Source organism: Janthinobacterium sp. BJB304, assembly GCF_002735765.1.
Lineage (GTDB): Bacteria > Pseudomonadota > Gammaproteobacteria > Burkholderiales > Burkholderiaceae_D > Janthinobacterium.
On the sequence record NZ_PDZN01000006.1, the window covers coordinates 227,260 to 241,531 of the forward strand.

Annotated in this window: 13 protein-coding genes; 10 read left to right on the top strand and 3 right to left on the bottom strand. The window is 65.2% G+C overall.

Translation table 11 applies throughout. The features are described from left to right. Positions 1–11 precede the first annotated feature (11 nt). The 8 genes from CSQ95_RS09720 (at position 12) to CSQ95_RS09755 (ending at position 8,942) form a co-directional block, all read left to right on the top strand. Positions 12–1,277 carry an efflux RND transporter periplasmic adaptor subunit gene (locus CSQ95_RS09720; protein ID WP_099409342.1) on the top strand — a complete coding sequence of 422 codons (1,266 nt, stop codon included), beginning with the start codon at positions 12–14 and terminating at the stop codon, positions 1,275–1,277. 34 nt (positions 1,278–1,311) lie between these two features. After that, positions 1,312–2,028 carry an ABC transporter ATP-binding protein gene (locus CSQ95_RS09725; protein ID WP_070223441.1) on the top strand — a complete coding sequence of 239 codons (717 nt, stop codon included), beginning with the start codon at positions 1,312–1,314 and terminating at the stop codon, positions 2,026–2,028. Positions 2,029–2,037: 9 nt separating this feature from the next. Then, entirely contained in the window at positions 2,038–3,360 is a 1,323-nt protein-coding gene (locus CSQ95_RS09730) for an ABC transporter permease (protein WP_099409309.1), read from the top strand. 28 nt (positions 3,361–3,388) lie between these two features. Next, a complete protein-coding gene (locus CSQ95_RS09735) occupies positions 3,389–4,627 on the top strand; it encodes an ABC transporter permease (RefSeq protein WP_099409310.1) in 1,239 nt (412 codons plus the stop codon). Between the two features lie 28 nt (positions 4,628–4,655). Next, positions 4,656–6,008: a sigma-54 dependent transcriptional regulator gene (locus tag CSQ95_RS09740; RefSeq protein ID WP_099409311.1), complete on the top strand. Its 1,353-nt coding sequence runs from the start codon at positions 4,656–4,658 to the stop codon at positions 6,006–6,008. 14 nt (positions 6,009–6,022) lie between these two features. Then, entirely contained in the window at positions 6,023–7,339 is a 1,317-nt protein-coding gene (locus tag CSQ95_RS09745) for a PAS domain-containing sensor histidine kinase (RefSeq protein ID WP_257218002.1), read from the top strand. A gap of 239 nt (positions 7,340–7,578) precedes the next feature. After that, entirely contained in the window at positions 7,579–8,103 is a 525-nt protein-coding gene (locus CSQ95_RS29655; RefSeq protein WP_180279008.1) for an FxDxF family PEP-CTERM protein, read from the top strand. 59 nt (positions 8,104–8,162) lie between these two features. Further along, a complete protein-coding gene (locus tag CSQ95_RS09755; protein WP_099409313.1) occupies positions 8,163–8,942 on the top strand; it encodes a spermidine synthase in 780 nt (259 codons plus the stop codon). Positions 8,943–8,957: 15 nt separating this feature from the next. Here CSQ95_RS09755 and CSQ95_RS09760 read toward each other — a convergent pair whose 3' ends face one another. Then, positions 8,958–10,430 (bottom strand): PLP-dependent aminotransferase family protein, encoded by a 1,473-nt coding sequence (locus CSQ95_RS09760; protein WP_099409314.1) that lies wholly within the window; start codon positions 10,428–10,430, stop codon positions 8,958–8,960. 108 nt (positions 10,431–10,538) lie between these two features. Here CSQ95_RS09760 and CSQ95_RS09765 point away from each other — a divergent pair, with 108 nt between their 5' ends. Both CSQ95_RS09765 and CSQ95_RS09770 read left to right on the top strand, forming a co-directional pair. Further along, positions 10,539–11,195, top strand: a complete 657-nt coding sequence (locus CSQ95_RS09765; protein ID WP_099409315.1) for a pyridoxamine 5'-phosphate oxidase family protein — start codon at positions 10,539–10,541, stop codon at positions 11,193–11,195. A gap of 88 nt (positions 11,196–11,283) precedes the next feature. Next, a complete protein-coding gene (locus CSQ95_RS09770; protein ID WP_373631729.1) occupies positions 11,284–12,111 on the top strand; it encodes a class I SAM-dependent methyltransferase in 828 nt (275 codons plus the stop codon). 59 nt (positions 12,112–12,170) lie between these two features. On the opposite strand, the gene CSQ95_RS09775 is transcribed toward CSQ95_RS09770, so the two are convergent. Together CSQ95_RS09775 and CSQ95_RS09780 are read right to left on the bottom strand one after the other, a co-directional pair. Then, positions 12,171–12,365 (bottom strand): hypothetical protein, encoded by a 195-nt coding sequence (locus tag CSQ95_RS09775; RefSeq protein ID WP_099409316.1) that lies wholly within the window; start codon positions 12,363–12,365, stop codon positions 12,171–12,173. Positions 12,366–12,632: 267 nt separating this feature from the next. Next, entirely contained in the window at positions 12,633–14,270 is a 1,638-nt protein-coding gene (locus CSQ95_RS09780; RefSeq protein WP_099409344.1) for a serine hydrolase, read from the bottom strand. Positions 14,271–14,272 lie beyond the last annotated feature (2 nt).

The following is a 14,272-nucleotide window of genomic DNA, read 5'->3' on the forward strand; positions in this document are numbered from 1 at the left end:
GAGACATGACCATGATCCGCGATACCTCCTCTCAAGACGCCGTACTGTCCGCCCCGCCGGGCCAGCGCCGCAGGCAACACGCCCTTTTGCTGGCCGGCGCCGTCATCGTCATCGGCGCCGCCGTCGCGGTCGTTGCCGGCTGGCGCAACAGCGAGCATTCCGTCAACAGCAGCCGCCTGCGCATCGCCGACGTCACGCGCGGCACCCTGATCCGCGACGCGGCCGTCACGGGCCGCGTGGTCGCCTCGATCAGCCCCACCCTGTATTCGACCACGGTGGCCACCGTCACGCTGAAAGCGAAGGCGGGCGACACGGTGAAAAAGGGCGACATCCTGGCCGTGCTGGAGTCGCCTGACCTGTCCGACGCCCTCAAGCGCGAACAGTCGAGCGTGCAGCAGCTGGAGGCGGAAGTGGCGCGCCAGCAGATCCTGGCCAAGAAGCAGAAACTGCTGGCGCGCCGTGAAGCCGACACGGCCGAGATCGAGCGCCTGTCCGCGCAGCGCACCCTGGAGCGCTACGAAAGCGTGGCGCAGGTAGGCATCATCGCCAAGATCGATTACCAGAAGGCGAAGGATGCCTTGAATTCCGCCGATATCCGCAGCAAGCACGCGTCGCAGGCGGCGGGCCTGGAAAGCGAAGACGTGACCCTGGCGCTCAAGACCAAGGTCAACGAACTGGAACGCCAGCGCCTCGTCCGCGACAACGCCCAGCGCAGGGTCGACGAGCTGACCGTGCGCGCGCCCGTCAACGGCTTCATCGGCACCCTGTCGGTGGCCAACCGCAGCGTGGTGCAAGCCAATACCGCCCTGATGACGCTGGTCGACCTGTCGCAGCTGGAAGTCGAGCTTGAAGTGCCGGAAACCTATGTGGCCGACATGGGCCTGGGCATGCGCGCCGAGATCGAAACGGGCGCCGTCAAGGCGACCGGCAAGCTGTCGGCGCTGTCGCCTGAAGTAGTGAAAAACCAGGTGCTGGCACGCGTGCGTTTCGACGGCGCGCAGCCGGCCGGCCTGCGCCAGAACCAGCGCGTGGCGGCGCGCCTGCTGATCGATGAAAAACCGGATGTGCTGATGCTGGCGCGCGGCTCCTTCGTCGAAGCCGAAGGCGGCCGTTTCGCCTACGTCGTGCGCAACGGCATGGCGATGCGCACACCGATCAAACTGGGCGCGACCAGCGTGGCGGCCGTGGAAATCCTCGACGGCTTGAAGCTGGGCGACAAGGTGGTCGTCGCCGGCACGGAAAACTTCGAGAACGCGGCCCGCGTCTCGCTCAACTGAATCTCACTCATCTCACCCCACAAGAGGCCCCGCCATGCTGCGCATGCACAACCTGAGCAAAGTCTACCGCACCCACATGATCGAAACCCACGCGCTGCGCGGCTTCGACATCCACGTACAACAAGGTGAATTCGTCACCGTCACGGGGCCGTCCGGCTCCGGCAAGACGAGCTTTCTGAACATCGCCGGCCTGCTCGAGGAATTCACGGACGGCGAATACATCCTTGACGGCGTCAACGTCAGGGGCATGGACGACAATGCCCGTTCGCGCCTGCGCAATGAAAAGCTGGGCTTCATCTTCCAGGGTTTTAATCTGATTCCCGACCTGTCGCTGTTCGACAATGTCGACGTGCCGCTGCGCTATCGGGGCTTCAACCGCGCCGAACGCAAGGAGCGCATCGAGGACGCGCTGGCCAAGGTGGGCCTGGCGTCGCGCATGAAACACTATCCAGCCGAATTGTCGGGCGGCCAGCAGCAGCGCGTGGCAATCGCGCGCGCGCTGGCCGGGTCGCCCAAGCTGCTGCTGGCCGATGAACCGACGGGCAACCTGGACACGCAGATGGCGCGCGGCGTGATGGAACTGCTGGAAGACATTAATGCGCAAGGCACCACCATCCTGATGGTCACGCACGATCCGGAACTGGCGCTGCGCAGCCAGCGCAATGTGCACATCATCGACGGCCAGGTGTCGGACCTGGTGCAGCACGGCGCCTCGCTGTCGGCCAGGCCGCAGCACGCCGCGACCGCGTAAGGAGAGACCATGTTCCGCTACTATTTCACGCTGGGCCTGCGCAGCCTGCGCCGCAACCGCGCCCTGACCGCGCTGATGGTGCTGACCCTGGCCGTCGGCGTGGCCGCCAGCGTGTCGACCGTCACCATCCTGCACGCCATGTCGGGCGACCCGCTGCCGCACAAGAGCGACCGCATGTTCGTGCCGATGATCGACGTCGTCCCCTTGAAAAGTTATGTGCCGGGCGCCAAGCCCAGCTTCGGCCAGTCGCAGCTGGCTTATACCGACGCGAAGAATTTCATGGCCAGCAAGGTGGGCGTGCGCCGCACCGTCATGTACGGCGTGGCCGGCCCGGTCGAGCCGGCACGCACGGATATCGGTGCCTTCCAGGCCCAGGGCCTGGCGCCCACGCGCGATTTCTTCGCCATGTTCGAAGTCCCCTTCCTGTATGGCCAGCCATGGAGCGAAGCCGATGACGCCAGCGGCGCCGACGTCATCGTGCTGAGCCGCTCGCTGGCGGAAAAACTGCTGGGTACGGTCAATCCCGTGGGCCGGCGCGTGACGGTACTGGGACAGCCCTATCTGGTCAGCGGCGTGCTCGATCACTGGGATCCCGTGCCGCGCATACACCGCATCATCGGCAGCAAGGGCGCCTTTGGCACGGAAGATGAATTCTTCATTCCGTTTGCCAGCGCCATCCGCCATGAAACGCGGCATGACGGCGGCATGGCCTGCAGCGGCGTCGAACGCGGCCCCGGCTTCCAGGGCACCCTGGCGTCGGACTGCACCTGGCTGCAGTTCTGGTTCGAGATGGAGAGCGCGGGCCAGCGTGGCGAGCTGCAGGCATATCTCGACAGCTATGCTGCCGAGCAGCGCAAGCTGGGCCGCATGCCGCGCCACGCGCCCAACGCGCTGTACAACGTCAAGGAATGGATGGTGTTCCTGAACGTGGTCGACAACGACAACAAGCTGGCGGCCTGGCTGGCCTTCGGCTTCCTGCTGCTATGCCTGATCAATACCATCGGCCTGCTGCTGGCGAAGTTTTCCGTACGCGCCAGTGAAGTGGGGATCCGCCGTGCGCTGGGCGCCACGCGGCGCGACATCTTTCGCCAGTTCCTGATCGAGACGGGCGTCATCGGCCTGGCCGGCGGCGTGCTGGGCCTGCTGCTGGCGTATGCAGCGCTGGCCGTCGTGCGTTCGCAATCGAAGGAACTGGGCACCGTGGCGCACATGGATATCCCGATGCTGCTGCTGACGTTTGCCGTCTCCGTGCTGGCCGCCCTGCTGGCGGGGTTGCTGCCCACCTGGCGCGCCTGCCAGGTGACGCCGGCGATACAGCTCAAATCCCAATGACATTCACCGTACCGCAATGAGGTTCAACATGGAAATCCGCCCCATTCTGTCGGCACTGATGCGCAGCAAAACCGGTGCCGTACTCGTCGCCGTGCAGGTCGCCATCAGCCTGGCCATCCTGGCCAACGCCCTGCATATCGTTAACCTGCGCCAGGCGATCGCCGCCCGCCCCACCGGCGTGGCCGCTGAAAACGACATCTTTTATGTCAATATCCAAAGCATGGACAAAGGCAGCCACCAGCGCCAGCTGGCCGACCAGAAACGCCAGGCCGCCTTGCTGCGCGGCCTGCCCGGCGTGCTCTCCGTGGCGCAGACCTCGCAGGCCGTGCTGTCGCGTTCCGGCAGCAGCACCAATGTCTCCATCAAGCGTGGACAGCCCACGGCCAGCGCCACCACGTCGATGTATTTCACGCCAGACTCGCTGGTCAAGACATACGGACTCAAGCTGGTGGAAGGCCGTGATTTCCATCCCGACGAGGTGCTGGAAATCGATGAAAAAGTCGATGAGACCTTTCCCAAGGTGATCATCGTGACGCTCGCCGCAGCGCAAAAGATCTGGCCTGGCGAAAGCAGCTTTGTCGGCAAGACCCTGTTCAACGGCACCGGCGACGATGACGACGAAATGCGCGTGATCGGCGTGGTGGAGCGGTTGCAGACACAGGTCGGCCAGGTCAGCGCGCAGGGCGAGCATTCGCTGATCCTGCCGGCGCGCCTGACGGGTTCGCGCGACTCGCTGCTGTACGCCGTGCGGGCCGAGCCTGGCCAGCGCGACCGCCTGATGAAGGAGGCCGAGCAAGCCATCCGCAGCGCCACCAGCGAGCGCCTGCTGGTACGCACCGATACACTGGAAAAGCACCGCACGTCACGCTACCGGGCCGACCAGGGCCTGTCCTGGATGCTGATCGCCGTGTCGACCTTGCTGCTGCTCGTGACGGCCAGCGGCATCGTCGGCATCGCCAGCCTGTGGGTGACGCAGCGCAGAAAGCAGATCGGCGTGCGGCGCGCACTGGGCGCCCGCCGCGTCGACATCCTGCGCTACTTCCTGACCGAGAATTTCATGATCACCAGCGTCGGCGTGGCGTGCGGCGTGCTGCTGGCCCTGGGCTTGAACCAGCTGCTGGTAAGCCAGCTGGAAATGGCGCGCCTGCCGCCCGGCTACCTGCTGGCCGGCGCGCTCGTGTTCTGGCTGCTGGGCCTGGGCGCCGTGTACGGCCCGGCATGGCGCGCGGCCAGCATTTCGCCGGCCACCGCCACCCGCAGTACCTGAGCCGGCACCTGAGTGATATGCTGCGCGCATGCCTACCGTACTGATTATTGACGACAATGCCGCCGTGGCCATCGCGCTCGACGTGCTGTTTTCCCTGCACGAGATCGACGCCGTGCGCGCCGCCTCGCCCGAGGAAGGCCTGCACCTGCTCGAGCGCCACGCCATCGACCTGGTGGTGCAGGACATGAACTTCACGGCCGACACCACGTCGGGCGAGGAAGGCGGCGCGCTGTTCCACGCAATCCGCACGCGCTACCCCGACCTGCCCGTGATCCTGCTGACGGCATGGACCCAGCTCGACGCGGCCGTCGACCTGATCAAGTCCGGCGCGGCCGACTACCTGGCCAAGCCCTGGGATGACCGGCGCCTGATCGCCAGCGTGCAGAACCTGCTGGAACTGGGACAGGCCAACCGCGCGCTGCGCCAGCGCGTGCTGACCGAGCAGCGCCAGCGCCACGCCCTGGAACACGACTTCGACTTGCGCGGCATGGTGTGGCAAGACCCGGCCACGGAAAGAGTCGTGCACCTGGCGTGCCAGGTGGCGCGCGCCGACGTGCCCGTGCTCATTTCGGGGCCGAACGGCAGCGGCAAGGAACGCATCGCCGCCATCGTGCAAGCCAATTCCCAGGTCGCCGGCGGCCCCTTCGTCGTGCTCAATTGCGGCGCCGTTCCCGTGGAGCTGATTGAGGCGGAACTGTTCGGCGCCGAGGCCGGCGCCTATACCGGCATCACACGGGCGCGCGACGGCAAGTTCGACGCGGCCGACGGCGGCACCCTGTTCCTCGACGAGATCGGCAACCTGCCGCTGGCAGGACAAATGAAACTGCTGCGCGTGCTCGAAACGGGACGCTTCGAACGCCTCGGCTCCAACCGCGAGCGGCAAGTGAAAGTGCGCGTCATCAGCGCCAGCAACGCCGACCTGCCGGCGATGATCAAGGCCGGCACGTTTCGCGAAGACCTGTTCTACCGCCTGAACGTGATCGAACTGCGCCTGCCGCCGCTGGCCCAGCGCCCGCTGGACATCCTGGTACTGGCGCGGCATTTCCTGGGCAGCGAAAAAACGCTGGATGCGCAGGCGCAGGCTAGTTTGCTGGCCCACGGCTGGCCGGGCAATGTGCGCGAACTGAAAAACGTCATGCAGCGCGCCAGCCTGCTGACGGCCGGCCCGGTCATCGGCGCGATGGAAACGGGCTTGCCGCTGGCCGGTGCCACATCGCCGCGCGCGCCGCAGGATGCCGGCGCGGCGGAACCGGACCGCGACAACGTCACCGCGGCGCTCGCGCGCGCACACGGCGTGGTGGCGCAGGCGGCGCAGGAACTGGGCCTGTCGCGCCAGGCCCTGTACCGGCGCATGGAGCGCCTGGGCATCGCGCGCGGCTGATGGCAGACCGCCCCATGCGTCTTTCCTTGCTCACGCGCTGGACGGCGCTGATCGTCACCTTGCTGGTGCTGGGCATCGTCATCGCCCTGCTGCTCGCGCATTTTTTGCCAGGCCAGCCGCTGCTGGTGCTGGCCGGTACCCTGCTGTGCGTGCTGCCGGTGGCCGTCATTACCATACGCGCGCAACTGCAGGCGATGCTGTCGCTGTTTCGCGCCTTGAGCGGCACAGTCGCCAGCTACCAGGACGGCGACTTCGGCTTCAGCCTGCGCTGGCCGCAGAACGATGAACTGGCCGACTTGGTGGCGGCCCACAATGCGCTGGGCGACGTGCTGCGCAAGCAGCGCCTGGACCTGGTGCAGCGCGAACTGCTGCTCGACACCATGGTGCAAAACACGCCGGTGGCCATGCTGCTGGTGGCCGAGGGCAGCGCCATCGTCTACGCCAACCTGGCCGCGCGCCAGTTGCTGCACCACGGCCGCCGGCTCGAAGGGCATCATCTGGCCGACATCGTGCAGCAGGCGGCGCCGGCCCTGGCCGAAGCGCTGGCGCGCCGCAACGACGGCTTGTTTACCAGCGGCGAAGGGGAGCAGGAAGAGGTGTATCACCTGGCGCGGCGCAGCTTCAGCCTGAACGGGCGCAAGCACGAACTGCTGCTGCTGCGCCAGCTGACGCTGGAGCTGCGGCGCCAGGAAGTGCAGACCTGGAAAAAGGTCATCCGCGTCATCAGCCATGAGCTCAACAACTCGCTGGCGCCGCTGGCCTCGCTGGCCCATTCCGGCGCCGAGCTGGTGCGCCGTGGCCAGACGGAGCGCCTGCCGCAAATCCTCGCCACCATCGAGGAGCGCACGCGCCATCTGGAAACCTTCATCCTCGGCTACGCGCGCTTTGCCAAGCTGCCCGCACCGCGACTGGCACCGTGCGAATGGCAACCCTTCCTCGACAGCCTGGCCTCGCAAGCGGCCTTCACGCTGGACGGTCCGCCTCCCGCGCAGGTTGCCGTGTTCGATGCGGCGCAAATGCAGCAGGCGCTGCTGAACCTGCTCAAGAATGCGCTGGAGTCCGGCTCCAGGCTCCAGCATATCGGCCTGCACGTCAGCCAGGCGCAAGGGCAGCTGCGCATCGAAGTGCGCGACCGTGGGCCGGGCATGAGCGGCGCCGTGCTGGAAAACGCGCTGGTCCCGTTTTATTCCACCAAGCGCAGCGGCACGGGACTGGGCCTGGCCCTGGCGCGCGAAATCGCCGAAGCGCATGGCGGGCGCATCACCCTGGCCAACCGCGAAGGTGGCGGGCTGGCAGTGACCTTGATTCTTCCCTTGCTGGATAGAAATTAGTTCCTCGTGTAACGATTTTTACATCACAAAATCCCAGACTATTTTTGAATAAAATATTGATAATAATAGTTTTAATTATCACAACTTCTCGCAGCCTATGCCCGTGTGTTAGAAATAAGCTATTTAAGTTTTCATAATGATATAAAAATAGCTCGTTGACAACGAATTATCTTGGCGATAATTTATCACTGCGGCACGGTTTTTTTTGAAACATTAATCGTTTTTTCGCGGGGATAAATATGAAACTGAAATCACTCATCGCAGCGGCGGTACTCGGTGCTGCCTCCATCGGCAGCGCCAGCGCCGCCGCCTACACCGTCAACCTCGTCAATACCACGGGCAATCTATGGACGAGCGGCTTCGACGCCGTACCCAGCCCGCTCGGCGACTTCACCGATACCTTCACGTTCACACCCAACGCGACCTTCGGTTCCACCGCGCAAGCCTTCCTGGCCAATCTGTCTGTCACGGGCTCGGACAGCTCTTCCATCAGCTTCAGCAGTGCCAACCTGAACGGCATTTCGCTAAGCGGCTTTGGCGGCCCCACCGTCTTTGGCTATGCCCAGGGCGAAGTCCTGGCGCCAACGAGCATCCTGTTCAACGGCCCGCTGGTTCTGACCGTGATGGGCAACACCAAGGGCGGCAGCTATGGCGGCGTCTTCAACCTGAACCTGGCGCCCGTTCCTGAACCGGAAACCTATGGCATGCTGCTGGCAGGCCTGGGCATACTCGGCTTCCTGGCACGACGCCGCAAGCAATCTTGAGCGCACCACCCAAAAGACGCTACGGCGTCTTTTTCTTTGGCGGCTGCTAAACTGGCGCCATGACGACCGACTTTATCTCCACCAGCCACACCGCTTTCAGCCACCCGGGCCACCCGCCCGCCACCACCACCGAACACCGCGGCATCCGCTACCTGCACCTGGGTACCAAGTGGGTGCAGGGCGCGATGCGCCTGGACAAGCCCGACGCCATCGAGCTCGAATACGTGCAGATGATGATGATGTGGATGCTGTTCAAGACGCAGCCCAAACGCATCGTGCAGCTGGGCCTGGGCAGCGCCGCGCTGACCAAGTTCAGCTACCGCCGCTTTCCCGACGCCACGGTCACGGCCATCGAACTCAATCCGAACGTGATCGCCATCTGCGGCGCCCAGTTCGCACTGCCGCCGAACGACGCTCGTCTGGACGTGCGCGAAATGAATGCGCTCGACTTCGTGCTCGACCCGGCCAACCACGGCACGGTCGACGCGCTGCAAGTGGACCTGTACGACGAAGACGCACGCGGCCCCGTGCTCGACACGCCCGAGTTCTACCAGGCCTGCTTTGACTGCCTGACGGACGACGGCATCATGTGCACGAATGTCTTCGGCGACTTCCCCAACTACGACAAGAACTTGCAGGCGATGGAACTGGTCTTCGACGCCGTCGTCTGGGTGCCGGAAATGGAAGATGAAAACATCGTCGTGCTGGCCTTCAAAAAATCGCCATCGCTCGACTTCAGCGAGCTATATGAACGCGCCGCCACCATCAAGAAACAGTTCAACCTGCCCGCCAAGAACTGGGTCAACGGCTTGAAGCAGTGGATGCAGGATCAGCAGTAAGGCGGTAGCGCCGCATCACGCCGGCAGCAGCGCGCCCAGGCGGCGCGCCAGGCCATCCATGTTCTCGGCCGGCACCTGCGCATAACCGAGCAGGAAACCGCTCCAGCCCGCCCCGTCTCCCGTGCCATGCGCGGACAGCGCCAGCGCCACGATGCCGTCCTGCGCGGCGCGGCGGCTCAGCGCCAGGTCATCCCATGCCGTATCGTGAAAACGCAGCGCCAGGTGCATGCCGGCCGTGCCGCCATGGATGGCCGCGCCCGCACACGCATGGCGCTGCAAGGCCTCGCTCAAGGCGTCGCGGCGCTGGCGGTACAGCCTGCGCATGCGGCGCACATGGCGCGCAAACAGGCCGCTGCGCAGGAACTCGGCCAGCGCCAGCTGCTCGGCGACGCGCCCCCGTGCGGCGCCCTGCGCCTGCATCTGCGCGAAGGCGCCGGCCAGCGCGACGGGCACGACGATAAAGGCGATGCGCAAGGCGGGAAACATGGTCTTGCTGAAAGTGCCCAGATACACGACGGGCGCGTCGGCCACCAGTCCCTGCATGGCTGCCAGGGGCGGTCCGCCATGGCGAAACTCGCTGTCGTAATCGTCTTCGATGATCAGCGCTCCGGTCGCGCGCGCGCGTTCGAGCAGCGCCATGCGGCGCGCGGGACTGAGCACGCTGCCCGTCGGATACTGGTGCGACGGCGTCGTATAGATCAGACGCGGCGGCGTATCGCGCCAGTCGGCGTCCGTCGGCGCGATGCCATCCATGTCGACGGCGACGCCGGTCACCTGCAAGCCGGCGCCACGGCCCGCCGCCAGCGCGCCGCCATAGCCGGGATGCTCGATCCACAAGGTATCGCCCTGGTCGGCAAACGCGCGCAGGCAGACATCGAGGCTGCTCTGCGTGCCGTCCGTGATGAACACCTGGCCCGCATCGCAGACGACGCCGCGCGCGGCGCGCAAATGGTCGGCGATGGCCATGCGCAGCTGCGGCTCGCCGGCAGGGTCGCCATAATTGAGCTGGCGCGGCGTCAGCGCGCGCCACGCGCGGTCCAGCATGCGCCGCCACTGCGCCAGCGGAAATGCGTCGAGCGCCGGTACCCCAGGCGCGAACGCGCCCATGGCGTCGGCGGGAAACACCAGCGCCGCGCTGGCATCCTGTCCTGACACGCCGCGCAAATGCCGGGCGCGGCCCGACAAGCCATCCTGGCCGCCGCTCACTGGCGACGTCACCGGCATGCCGGCGCCGCCGGCGACGACGGTGCCGCGCCGGTCCGGCAAGACAAACCCTTCGCTGGCGAGCTGCTCGTAGGCATACAGCACGGTATTGCGCGCCACTCCCAGTTCGGCCGCCAGCACGCGCGTGGCGGCCAGGCGCGTGCCGGGCGCCAGCTGGCCGCCGCGGATGGCCGCGCGCAGGCATTCATGCAGCAGGCGCTGGCGCGGCCAGCCCCGCTCGCGGTGCGTGCGCTCGAACGCGCCCAGCAGCAAAGCGAAATCCATGCGCCCCTTTCATCGTGGCTCTATATTATTTGGCAGTTCTGGATCTTTTTTCAGGGCCAGATGCCGATTATAGTGCGGTCTGCTTCTTCAACCAACCGGATTCCCGCCATGACCGCTACCGCCCTGCCTCCCAGCCCCCGTACCCGCGTGCGCCGCGTCGCCGAACTGGCCAGCTACGAGCAAGCAGCCCTGTACGCCATCGTCGATGCCGCCTACCTGTGCCATATCGCCTTCCACGACGACAAGGGCAGCCATTGCATCCCGACCGCCTGCTGGCGCATCGATGGCCACCTGTACATCCATGGCTCGAACGGCAGCCGCATGCTCAAGCGTTTGCAAGAGAGCGACGTATGCGTGACCATCACCCATCTCGACGGCCTGGTGCTGGCGCGCTCCGCCTTCAACCACACGATGAACTACCGCTCGGCGACGGTGTACGGGCAGTTTGAAAAAGTAAGCGATATCGGCCGGCAGCATGCGGCCATGGATGCGCTGATGGAAAAGCTGGTGCCGGGACGCCTGGCGCACGTGCGCGGCGGCAGCGCCAAGGAATACGCGGCCACCACCGTGCTGCGCATCGCGCTCGACGAATATGCCGTCAAGCAGCGCCAGGGCGGCCCGCTCGACGACGCGGACGACATGGCGCATGCCGTCTGGACGGGCGAACTGCCGTTTACCCACGGCCGTGGCGCGGCCATCGCCGATGCGCTCAACACCAGCGACATGCCCGCGTATGCCGCCGCATGGGGTACGGAATCCGCTTGACCGGCCGGCGTGCTTGACCGATGATCGGCGTTGATGGCGATCGCCACCAAGTTACCAACCGATCCAATCACGCATGGAGCATATGATGATGAAGCGAGTATCCCTGGCAGCGGCCCTCACGGTCATGCTGGCCAGTGGCGGCAGCGGCGCGGCACTGGCCGCCGATACGGGCGACGCGGCCCTGAAGGCGGCCATCGCCGGCAACGCGCGCACGCCGGCCAATGCGCTGCGCGACAGTGCCCGCCACCCGTATGAAACACTGACGTTCTTCGGCATCAAGCCGACCATGACGGTGGTGGAACTGGCACCCGGCGGCGGTTGGTACACGGAGATCCTGGCGCCCTACCTGCGCGACAACGGCAAGCTGATCGCGGCCGGCAACGACCCGCAATCGGCCAGCGAAGGCGCCCGCCGTGGCGCGGCGCGCTTCCAGCAAAAACTCGACGCCAACCAGGCCGCCTTCGGCAAGGTGGAAATCGGCGCCTTCGCACCGCCCACCACCTACCGCATCGCGCCCAAGGGCACGGCCGACATGGTGCTCACCTTCCGCAATATCCACAACTGGATACCGATCGGCGAAGCGGGCATGCAGACCCTGTTCAAGGAGGTGTATGACAGCCTGAAACCGGGTGGCGTCTTCGGCGTCGTCGAGCATCGCCTGCCGGCGCACAAGGCGCAGGACGCCACGGCCAGCAGCGGCTACATGCACGAAGCGTATGTGATCAAGCTGGCCGAAGGCGCGGGCTTCAAGCTGGCGGGCAAGTCGGACATCAACGCCAATCCGAAAGACACGGCGGACCACCAGGGCGGCGTCTGGGCGCTGCCACCCACCTACGCCAACAAGGATGTGGACCGGGCCAGGTACACGGCCATCGGCGAGAGCGACCGCATGACCTTGAAGTTCGTCAAGCCATAGTCAATCCAACGGCGGCGTGCCAATCCGGTGCGCCGCCCGAGCGCGGATTTACCTGCCGGCTACAGGTGGATGCCGTACACGCCGCACAGGCGCTTGACCAGGGTGCAGGAGCCGGCATCGCCGTCCACCACGCACGCGGTGTAGGCTTCCTCGCAGGTTTCGCGCGACGGCAGGGCATACGCCGAAGAACTGACGGCGCCGGCAAAACCGACGGCGGCGCAAAAGACAAATACGGCTTTTTTCACATTGATCATTTTTATCCCATTCCCAAGAGTTGAGTCGTTATAAAAAACATGGCACAAGCGCCAGCCGCCCGCATGCATCGGTCTCCAGGCATAGGGCGCATGGAAATAGTAGCACCTTGAAAAGTTAGTAAATACGCAAACTACAAATCAAGATAACGTTTATTTTTCGCCCCATTTCATGGAATAAAAACCGGCCCGCCGCCCTTGCGCCGCGCATTTGCATGGCAACGGGCGAAAAAAAACCGCAGCACAGGCTGCGGTTTTGGTATCGACCCTTTATTTCTTCGCTTCCTTCGGCTTCACCGGCACCAGGCTCAGGTCCTGGAAGTCGTAGCTGAAATCCGTCTCGGCCGACACAGGCGCCATCTTTACCCGGTCGATGCTGCCATCGGGGTTGAGCGAGAACGTCACGTAGGCGTCCGCATTGAAATTGCGCTCTTTCCAGCGCACGATGAAGGTGTCGTGCTGCCAGTGTTCCAGCTCGCCCGTCAAGTCCGGCGTGCGCGTAAAACTGAGGATATGTTTTTTCCCTTCCGGCTTGATCACGACCTTGCCGTACCAGGCGTCTTCATACTCGCCGTCATACGCCGCCAGCGGCAGCGAAGGCCGCGATTTCGCCGCGCGCGCGCTCGACGCCTTGCCCTGCTTTTTCACTTCTTCCGCATGCTGGTCCTGCTCCACCTTGGCCACCAGCGCCAGCCAGTCCGACGGCGCCGCCTGCAGGTAATGGTCGAGGATGCGCCATTGCAGCGCCGTCATCGAACCGCCATTTTCCGCATTGGTGAGGATGGCCACGCCCAATTTCGCTTCCGGCACCATCACCACGCGCGAATAAAATCCCTGCAGCGCGCCGCCGTGCATGGCGACCTTCATGCCCTTGTAGTCGCGCAGCTGGAAGCCCAGGCCATACGCGCTGAAGTTCGGTTTCGTCGCGGCCAACGCCGGTTTCGGCTCGGGGATCTTGATCGGCGTTTGCGCCGTCCACATTTCGCGGCCCTGCTTTTCGCTGAACAGGCGCGCTTCCTTGCCGTCCTTGCCCTGCACGCCGGCGATCTTGCCGCCGTCGAGCAGCACCATCATCCACTTGGCGATGTCTTCCGCATTCGTGTTGATGCCGACGGCGCCCACGGCGTTCGGCACGGGCATCGACTTGACGGCGGCGATCTTGCCGTCGATCTTGCTGTGCGCGCTGGCGACGTCGGGATTGCCCGCATTCTCGGCCAGGCTGGTGGTGGTGCCCGTCATGCCCAGCGGCGCCAGGATGCGCTCATGCATGGCCTCGCCCCAGCTTTTCCCCGCCTTGTCGGCGATGATCTTGCCGGCCACGATGTACAGCAGGTTATCGTAGGCATAGCTGTTGCGAAAACTCGTGGCCGGACGGATGTAGCGCAGCTTCTCGATAATCTCGTCGGTGCTGAACGTGGTGGTGGGCCACCACAGCAAGTCGCCGGCGCCCAGGCCCAGGCCGCTACGGTGCGTCAGCAAATCGCGGATGGTCATGGCGCCCGTGACGTAGGAATCGTGCATCTGGAAGCCGGGCAGATGCTTGGTGACGGGATCGTCCCAGGCCAGCTTGCCCTCGTCGACCAGCATGGCCAGCGCGGCGGCCGTAAAACCCTTCGAGTTCGATGCCACCTCGAACACGGTCTGCGCATCGACGGCGGCCGGTTCGCCCAGCTTGCGTACGCCAAAACCCTTGGCGGTGACGACTTTGCCATCCTTGACGATGGCGATCGCCATGCCGGGCACGTCGAACACTTTCAGGGCGGTGGCGACGTCGCGCTCAAGATCGAAGGCCGGCGCGGGGGCGGGCGCAGCGGCAACGACGGGGGCGGCGTCAAATGCCAGCGCCGGCACGGCGATTCCGGAAAACGCCAGCACGATGGCGGCGGCGAGGCGGTACATGGTATGCATGG

Excerpts from the sequence above, each read along its gene's own strand:
- CSQ95_RS09760 (WP_099409314.1), bottom strand. The coding sequence starts at position 10,430 with ATGGATTTCGCTTTGCTGCTGGGCGCGTTCGAGCGCACGCACCGCGAG.
- CSQ95_RS09725 (WP_070223441.1), top strand. The coding sequence starts at position 1,312 with ATGCTGCGCATGCACAACCTGAGCAAAGTCTACCGCACCCACATGATC.
- CSQ95_RS09720 (WP_099409342.1), top strand. The coding sequence starts at position 12 with ATGATCCGCGATACCTCCTCTCAAGACGCCGTACTGTCCGCCCCGCCG.
- CSQ95_RS09780 (WP_099409344.1), bottom strand. The coding sequence starts at position 14,270 with ATGCATACCATGTACCGCCTCGCCGCCGCCATCGTGCTGGCGTTTTCC.
- CSQ95_RS29655 (WP_180279008.1), top strand. The coding sequence starts at position 7,579 with ATGAAACTGAAATCACTCATCGCAGCGGCGGTACTCGGTGCTGCCTCC.
- CSQ95_RS09730 (WP_099409309.1), top strand. The coding sequence starts at position 2,038 with ATGTTCCGCTACTATTTCACGCTGGGCCTGCGCAGCCTGCGCCGCAAC.
- CSQ95_RS09765 (WP_099409315.1), top strand. The coding sequence starts at position 10,539 with ATGACCGCTACCGCCCTGCCTCCCAGCCCCCGTACCCGCGTGCGCCGC.
- CSQ95_RS09770 (WP_373631729.1), top strand. The coding sequence starts at position 11,284 with ATGAAGCGAGTATCCCTGGCAGCGGCCCTCACGGTCATGCTGGCCAGT.
- CSQ95_RS09755 (WP_099409313.1), top strand. The coding sequence starts at position 8,163 with ATGACGACCGACTTTATCTCCACCAGCCACACCGCTTTCAGCCACCCG.
- CSQ95_RS09775 (WP_099409316.1), bottom strand. The coding sequence starts at position 12,365 with ATGATCAATGTGAAAAAAGCCGTATTTGTCTTTTGCGCCGCCGTCGGT.
- CSQ95_RS09735 (WP_099409310.1), top strand. The coding sequence starts at position 3,389 with ATGGAAATCCGCCCCATTCTGTCGGCACTGATGCGCAGCAAAACCGGT.
- CSQ95_RS09740 (WP_099409311.1), top strand. The coding sequence starts at position 4,656 with ATGCCTACCGTACTGATTATTGACGACAATGCCGCCGTGGCCATCGCG.
- CSQ95_RS09745 (WP_257218002.1), top strand. The coding sequence starts at position 6,023 with ATGCGTCTTTCCTTGCTCACGCGCTGGACGGCGCTGATCGTCACCTTG.